This is a genomic window from Rubrivivax gelatinosus (assembly GCF_016583785.1).
Taxonomy (GTDB): domain Bacteria; phylum Pseudomonadota; class Gammaproteobacteria; order Burkholderiales; family Burkholderiaceae_C; genus Rubrivivax; species Rubrivivax gelatinosus_B.
This window is the reverse complement of sequence record NZ_NRRU01000172.1, coordinates 1-5,876: the sequence shown is the minus strand read 5'-3', so window position 1 is coordinate 5,876 and position 5,876 is coordinate 1. Positions and strand designations below refer to the sequence as shown.

The 5,876-nt window shown below is 70.6% G+C and carries 6 protein-coding genes; 1 reads left to right on the top strand and 5 read right to left on the bottom strand.

What is annotated here, in order from left to right:
* Window positions 1–35: 35 nt before the first annotated feature.
* Genes fliJ through fliF form a run of 5 tightly spaced genes read right to left on the bottom strand, consistent with a single transcriptional unit; the run spans window position 36 to window position 5,287 of the window.
* Complete coding sequence (gene fliJ / locus CKO43_RS24725) at window positions 36–488, bottom strand: flagellar export protein FliJ (protein WP_200232312.1); 453 nt, start codon at window positions 486–488, stop codon at window positions 36–38.
* A gap of 2 nt (window positions 489–490) precedes the next feature.
* Window positions 491–1,900, bottom strand: coding sequence for a flagellar protein export ATPase FliI (gene fliI, locus CKO43_RS24720; protein WP_200380331.1), 1,410 nt, complete (start codon window positions 1,898–1,900; stop codon window positions 491–493).
* Window positions 1,897–2,619, bottom strand: a complete 723-nt coding sequence (locus tag CKO43_RS24715; protein WP_200232314.1) for a FliH/SctL family protein — start codon at window positions 2,617–2,619, stop codon at window positions 1,897–1,899. The genes fliI and CKO43_RS24715 overlap by 4 nt, the downstream gene beginning before the upstream one ends.
* Complete coding sequence (gene fliG, locus CKO43_RS24710; RefSeq protein WP_200232315.1) at window positions 2,603–3,598, bottom strand: flagellar motor switch protein FliG; 996 nt, start codon at window positions 3,596–3,598, stop codon at window positions 2,603–2,605. Before fliG ends, CKO43_RS24715 begins: the two co-directional genes overlap by 17 nt.
* A gap of 24 nt (window positions 3,599–3,622) precedes the next feature.
* Complete coding sequence (gene fliF / locus CKO43_RS24705) at window positions 3,623–5,287, bottom strand: flagellar basal-body MS-ring/collar protein FliF (protein ID WP_200380330.1); 1,665 nt, start codon at window positions 5,285–5,287, stop codon at window positions 3,623–3,625.
* Window positions 5,288–5,403: 116 nt separating this feature from the next.
* Between fliF and fliE the strand changes: the two genes are divergently transcribed.
* Complete coding sequence (gene fliE / locus CKO43_RS24700; protein ID WP_200232317.1) at window positions 5,404–5,730, top strand: flagellar hook-basal body complex protein FliE; 327 nt, start codon at window positions 5,404–5,406, stop codon at window positions 5,728–5,730.
* The last annotated feature ends 146 nt before the right edge of the window (window positions 5,731–5,876 follow it).

The following is a 5,876-nucleotide window of genomic DNA, read 5'->3' as shown; positions in this document are numbered from 1 at the left end:
GCGGTGGTCATGGCGGGCGGCGGTGTGCGGTGGATCTAGTGCCGGGCGGCGTCGGCCTGGGCGGCACGCCAGTGGATCTGCTGCGCGGTCTCGTCGGTCTGGCGCTGGTCGCGCCGCTCCTGCAGGCGCAGCTGCTCGAGCGCACGGCGCTCCATCAGCTTGCGCACCGAGGCCACGCGCGTCTCGGCGGCGACGAGCCGCTGGCGCAGGCGCTCGACGTGGCCGCGCGCGGTCTCGATCTGCTGCTGCTGCTGCGTCAGCGCCTCGTCGATGCGGTCGCCGAAGCTGCGGTAGCAGTGCAGGATCTCGGCGGCGCCGAGCTGGCGGAACTGCGCCGACCAGCGCTGCCGGTACTCGCCGCGGTAGCCGTCGAGCTGGTCGGCCTGGGCCTGGGCGCGGCGCGCGTTTTCCTCGGCGCGCTGGAGCGCGAGCTGGATCTGGTCGCGCTCCGATTCGGCGTGTTCGAGCAGGGTGGGCAGGGCGCTCATGTTCAGTTCCGCACGAGGGCGAAGAGTTCCTGACGGCTGGACTCGATGTCGGCGCTTTCGCGCATGTCCTGCTGCAGCAGGGCCACGATCTGGCCGTGCAGGCGCACCGCGGTGTCGAGTTCGGCGTCGTGGCCGGGGGCGTAGGCGCCGAGCTGGATCAGGTCGCGCGCCTTGTTGTACTTGGCCAGCATCTGGCGCAGCTTGCGCGCCGCGAGCACGTGTTCGTTGCTGGCGACGGCGGTCATCACGCGCGAGATCGAGCGCTCGACGTCGATCGCCGGGTAGTGGCCCGCCTCGGCGAGTTCGCGCGACAGCACGATGTGGCCGTCCAGGATGCCGCGCGCCGCGTCGGCGATCGGGTCCTGCTGGTCGTCGCCTTCGGTCAGCACGGTGTAGAAGGCGGTGATCGAGCCGACGCCGTTCAGGCCGTTGCCGCTGCGTTCGACGAGCTGCGGCAGCTTGGCGAAGACGCTGGGCGGGTAGCCCTTGGTCGCCGGCGGCTCGCCGATGGCCAGCGCGATCTCGCGCTGCGCCATCGCGTAGCGCGTCAGGCTGTCCATCAGCAGCAGCACGTGCTGGCCGCGGTCGCGGAAGTGCTCGGCGATCGCGGTCGCGTAGCTCGCGCCCTGCATGCGCACCAGCGGCGGCGAGTCGGCCGGTGCGGCGACGACGATGCTGCGGCGGCGGCCTTCGTCGCCGAGGATGTCCTCGATGAACTCCTTGACTTCGCGGCCGCGCTCGCCGATCAGGCCGACGACGATGACGTCGGCGGCGGTGTAGCGCGCCATCATGCCCAGCAGCACCGACTTGCCGACGCCGGTGCCGGCGAACAGCCCCAGGCGCTGGCCGCGGCCGACGGTGAGCAGGGCGTTGATCGAGCGCACGCCGGTGTCCAGCGGCCGGCGCACCGGGTCGCGGTCCATCGCGTTGATCGAGCGCCGGATCATCGGCTTGGACTGGACGTCGGCGATCGGGCCGCCGCGGTCCAGCGGGTGGCCGTGCGAGTCGATGACGCGGCCGAGCAGGCCGTCGCCCATCGGCAGGTGCAGGCCGCGGTCCTCGCTGCGCCGCCAGGGGTGGTTCTCCTGGCCGAAACGCGGCGGCACACGCGGCGCCGGGCGCGGGATCACGCGGGCGCCGCTGGCCAGGCCGTGCAGGTCGCCGGTGGGCATCAGGAAGGCGCGGTCGCCGTTGAAGCCGACGACCTCGGCCAGCACCGGCGGCTGGCCCGGCTGGCGGATCTCGCAGATCGAGCCGACCGGCACGCGCACGCCGGCGGCTTCGAGCACCAGGCCGGTGACGCGCAGCAGCGTGCCCACCGCTTCCAGCGGCTGCGGCACCGAGGCGTATTCCTGCAGGTCGGCGAGGTAGCGCGACCACTTGCGCGCGCGGGTGTCGACGACCGGGGTCATGGCGTCGGCTCCCAGGGCTCGTCGCTGCCCATCACGGCAGCGGCCTGGGCCCAGCGCGAGGCGATGCGGGCGTCGACCGAGCCGACGTCGGAGTCCACCAGCACGCCGCCGCGTTCGATCGATTCGTCGGGCTGCAGCCGCGCGCCGCGTGCCTGCAGCGGCTCCTCGGCGCCTTCGCTGACCAGCGGCAGGTCGTGCGGGTTGACGCGCACGGTGATGTGGCGTGCGCTCAGCAGCACGTTGTTGACGGCTTCGCCGGCGACACGCGCGACCAGCGACGGGTCGGTCTGCAGCTCGCTGCGCAGCACCTGGCGCGCCAGCTGCACCGCGGTGCGCGCCACCGCTTCGGCAAGCTCGCCGTCGAGCCGGTCGAGCTGGGCGTTGAAGCTGTTGACGACGGCGCCGACCTGGGCCGTGGCCTGCGACGCGAAGCTCTGCTTGAAACCTTCGAGCGCGACCAGGCCGTCGCGGTAGCCGTCCTGGTAGCCGGCCTGGCGCGCGGCGGCGATCTTCGCCTGCCACTCCTCGGCGGTGGGTTCGGGCGGGATCTCCGGTTCCGGCGTCGGTTCGGGCTCGGGCTCGCCGTGGAACGAACCCGGCTTCCAGGCGGCGAAGTCGCCGAGCTCCTCGCGCGGGATGAACCGCGTGTAGGCGCTCGCCGGCTTGCTGCCCTGCGGCGGCGGGACGTTGCGGAAACCGTGTTTAGACGAACTGCTCATCACCACCGCTGCTCAGCATGATCTGTCCTTCGTCTGCCAGGCGGCGGACGGTCTTGAGCATTTCCTTCTGCTCGGCCTCGACCTCGGACAGGCGCACCGGGCCGCGCGACTCGAGGTCCTCGCGCAGCGTTTCGGCGGCGCGTGTCGACATGTTCTTGAAGATCTTCTCGCGCAGGCCCGGCGTGGCGCCCTTGAGCGCGACGATCAGCGACTCGGACTGCACCTCGCGCAGCAGCGACTGGATGCCCTTGTCGTCGATCTTCTCCAGGTCGTCGAAGGTGAACATGTTGTCCATGATCTTCTGCGCCAGCTCGTTGTCGGCCTCGCGCACGAAGTCCAGCACCGAGGTCTCGACCGAGCTGCCCAGCATGTTCAGGATCTCGGCCGCGGCCTTGACGCCGCCCAGCGAGCTCTTCTTCATGCGGTCGCCGCCGGCGAGCACCTTGCTCATCACCTCGTTGAGGTCCTTCAGCGCCGCCGGCTGGATGCCGTCGAGCGTGGCGATGCGCACCAGCACCTCGTTCCTCTGGCGCTCGACGAACTGCTTGAGCACCTCGGCGGCCTGGTCGGACTCCAGATGCACCAGGATCGCGGCGACGATCTGCGGGTGCTCGTGGCGCAGCAGCTCGGCGACCGAGCTCGCGTCCATCCACTTCAGGCTCTCGATGCCGGTGACGTCGCTGCCCTGCAGGATGCGGTCGATCAGCAGCGCCGCCTTGTCCTCGCCCAGCGCCTTGCGCAGCACGGCCTTCACGTACTCGTCGGTGTCGGGCACGAGCATGTGCTCGCTGGCGGCGAGCTCGGTGAACTTGTCGAGCACCAGGTCGACGCGGTCGCGCGTCACCGCCTTCATCTTGGCGATGGTCTCGCCCAGGCGCTGCACTTCCTTCGGCGCCAGGTGCTTGAAGACTTCCGCGGCCTCCTCCTCGCCCAGCGACATCAGCAGGATCGCGGCGTCTTCGAGGCCTTCGTCGTCCATTGCGGCAGCCATCTGATGCTCCCGTCAGGCGGCTTCGCCGCTGAACCAGCCACGAACGATGTTCGCGACCGCGGCCGGATTTTCGCGTGCCATGGTGCGCGCGGCCTCGAGCTTCTCGTTCGAGCGTGGCGCCTCCAGCGCCGGCAGCTTGTCGATGCCGGGCAGCGAGGTTGCGCCGTCGACCAGCTCGTCGACGGTCTCGCCGATGATGGGCTCGGGCTTGGCGGTGGCGGCCCTGATCGCCGGGCGGATCAGCGTGAAGGCGACGATCAGCGCCACCAGCACCAGCGCCGCCGGCGTCGCGCCGTTGCGCAGCAGCTCCAGCGCCCAGGGCTGCTGCCACAGCGGCGTTTCTTCGGCCTCGGGTGCCTTCTCGATGCGGAACGGGGCGTTGACGACCCGCACCGAGTCGCCGCGCTCCTTGCTGAAACCGATGCCCTGCTCGACGAGCGAGGTCAGCTTGTCCAGTTCCTCCTGCGACAGCGGCGTGCTCGTCGGCTTGCCCTTGGCGTCGACAGCGTTGCGGTGGTTGACGACGACGGCGGCATTGAGCCGGCGCACGCTGCCGGTGGCGCCGCGGATCACGCGCACCGTCTTGTCGACCTCGTAGCGGGTCTCGGACTCGCGCCGGGCGTTGTTGGCGCCGCCGGCGCCGGTGTTGGCTGCCTGCAGCGTCTGCGCCGGGCCGTTGATCGGCGCCGAGGCCGGCACCGGCGGCTGGTTGCTGACCGCGCCGGGCACGCCGGTGGCGGTGGCCGCGCCGGGCTGGTTGGACTCGGCGATGCGCGAGGCGCGCACCGCGGCGGCGTTCTCGCCCTGGTTCGGCTTGAACTCCTCGGAGGTCTGTTCGGTCTGCGAGAAGTCGACTTCGGCGGTGACGGTGGCGCGCAGGTTGTCGCGGCCGACCACCGGCTCGATCAGGTCGGTGACGCGGCGCAGATAGGTCGCCTCGACCTCGCGCACGTACTGCAGCTGCTGCGTGTCCAGGCCTTGCGAGGGGTTGTCCTGGCTGGACAGCAGCGAGCCGTCGCCGTCGAGCACGCTGACCGCCTTGGCGGAGAGTTCGGGCACGCTGGAGGACACCAGGTGCACGATGCCGGCGAGCTGGGCGCGGTCCAGCGTGTGGCCCGGGCGCAGGTTCAGCACGACCGAGGCCGAGGGCTTCTGCTGTTCGCGGAAGAAGCCGTTCTGGTTCGGCAGCGCCAGATGCACACGCGCCGACTCGACCGAGGACAGCGACTGGATGGTGCGCGTGAGCTCGCCTTCGAGCGCACGCTGCAGGTTGATGCGTTCCTGGCCCTGGGTCTGGCCGAAGGCGGTCTTGTCGAGCAGCTCGTAGCCGTTGATCGAGCCCTTGGGCAGGCCGGCGGCGCTCAGCTTCAGGCGCAGGTCGTAGACCTGGCCCGCGGGCACCATGATCGTGCCGCCGCCTTCGCTGAAGCGGTAGGGCACGTTCATCTGCGCCAGCTTCTCGATGATCGCGCCGCCGTCCTTCTCGCCGACGTTGGCGAACAGGATGCGGTAGTCCTCCTGCTTCAGCGACAGCGCGAGCACGACGACGATCGCCAGCAGCGCGGCGATGCCGACGCCGGCCATGGCCTTGGTCTTCATCGGCAGCGCGGTCAGGCGCGCGCCGAAGCCGGGCTCTGCGGGCAGCAGCGGGGTTTGCGGAACGACGGCAGTCTCCATGGACGTCGATTCTTCGCTGCCGGGGCCTGCAGTGGTGGGGCAAGAAACCCGGCAAAGACTCGCCTGTTCGCGCCTTAGCGTGCATCACGCCGCATCTACAGTGCGTCATCGGCACCATGGACCTCAAACTAAAACCCTTCGACTTCAACCAGGCGGTGGCACGCGCCGGGCTCAGGCCCGACGGCACGCCCCTGGTGGACAAGGTCGAGCCCACGCAGGGCGGCAGCTTCCGCACGGCGATGGCCGACGCGCTGCAGGACGTGAGCCGCCAGCAGCTCGAGAGCCAGGGCCTGCAGCGCGAGGTCGCGCTCGACAACCCGACGGTCAGCCTGGAGCAGACCATGGTCGCGATGCAGAAGGCGCAGCTGGGTTTCCAGGCGACGCTGCAGGTGCGCAACCGCTTGGTCAGTGCTTACACCGAAATCATGAACATGCAGGTGTAGGCCCCCCCCGTAGCGCCTTCGGCGCTCCCCCCCAGGGGGGCGCCGCCAGCGGACGGGCAAAGCCCGTCCGCGGCGGCAGCTTGACGCGGGTGGAGAGGGCGTGTTCGAGGTGCACGCGGTGCGGCTGGGCCTGCTTCAGACCGTCG

Bases quoted from the DNA above. Each gene is read 5' to 3' on its own strand.
- fliJ (WP_200232312.1), bottom strand. From the start codon at position 488: ATGAGCGCCCTGCCCACCCTGCTCGAACACGCCGAATCGGAGCGCGAC.
- fliI (WP_200380331.1), bottom strand. From the start codon at position 1,900: ATGACCCCGGTCGTCGACACCCGCGCGCGCAAGTGGTCGCGCTACCTC.
- fliF (WP_200380330.1), bottom strand. From the start codon at position 5,287: ATGGAGACTGCCGTCGTTCCGCAAACCCCGCTGCTGCCCGCAGAGCCC.
- fliE (WP_200232317.1), top strand. From the start codon at position 5,404: ATGGACCTCAAACTAAAACCCTTCGACTTCAACCAGGCGGTGGCACGC.
- fliG (WP_200232315.1), bottom strand. From the start codon at position 3,598: ATGGACGACGAAGGCCTCGAAGACGCCGCGATCCTGCTGATGTCGCTG.
- CKO43_RS24715 (WP_200232314.1), bottom strand. From the start codon at position 2,619: ATGAGCAGTTCGTCTAAACACGGTTTCCGCAACGTCCCGCCGCCGCAG.